The sequence below is a fragment of the Microbacterium umsixpiens genome (assembly GCF_053543675.1).
Map to the genome: position 1 here is coordinate 9,991 of NZ_JBLVOH010000200.1, position 834 is coordinate 10,824.

1 protein-coding gene is annotated in these 834 nt (G+C 67.7%); it reads right to left on the reverse strand.

Going from position 1 to position 834, the window contains the following annotated elements:
* Positions 1-34 precede the first annotated feature (34 nt).
* A partial coding sequence (locus tag ACNPM4_RS17755; protein ID WP_448986560.1) for a S1C family serine protease occupies positions 35-834 on the reverse strand: 800 nt, incomplete at its 5' end.

Sequence of the window (834 nt, forward strand, 5' to 3'; positions counted from 1 at the left end):
GCGGGGGGGGGCGTCCTTCGCTGTGAGGCTCGGGTCAGCCGGCCAGTTCGCCGAGGGTCACCTCGACGTCGTAGTCCTTGCCGTTGCGGACATATGTGACGGTGGCCTTGCTGCCGGCCGCTGCCGCACGCACCTGCGCGGTGAGGTCGGTCGCGCTGGTGATCGGCACCCCGTTGAAGGAGGTGACGATGTCGCCCTTCTCGATGCCGGCTGCGGCAGCAGCCCCGCCCTCGTTGGCCTTGGCGATGTAGGCACCGGCGACGGTAGCGCCCTCGATGCTCGATGCGTCCTGGACGGATGCGTTCAGCAGACCGTGGGTCGCTGCGCCGTCGGCGATGATCTCCTCGGACACTCGCTTGGCGATGTTCGAAGGGATCGCGAAGCCGATGCCGATCGAGCCGGACTCCTCGGAGCTGCCCGAGCTCGCGATCGCCACGTTGATGCCGATCAGCTCGCCCTTGCTGTTCACGAGCGCTCCACCGGAGTTTCCGTGGTTGATCGCGGCATCCGTCTGGATGACGGCGATCGAGATCGACTCCGAGGTCTGCTGCTGCTCGCCGCTGCCGGGGATGTCGAACTGGAACGGCCCCTGGCCCTGGCCCTCGGGAGACTGTTCCTGCGGCGCGTCTTCGGCGGACGAGTCGGGCAGAGCGGAGGACGCGATCTGGATGCTCCGGTTGAGCGCGCTCACGATGCCGGTCGTCACCGAGTTCGCCAGGCCCAGCGGGGCACCGAGCGCAACGGTCGTGTCGCCGACGTTGAGCTTCGACGAGTCGGCGAAGTCGATGGGCGTGAGTCCCTGGGCGTCCTTCAGCTTGATCACGGCAAGGTCGT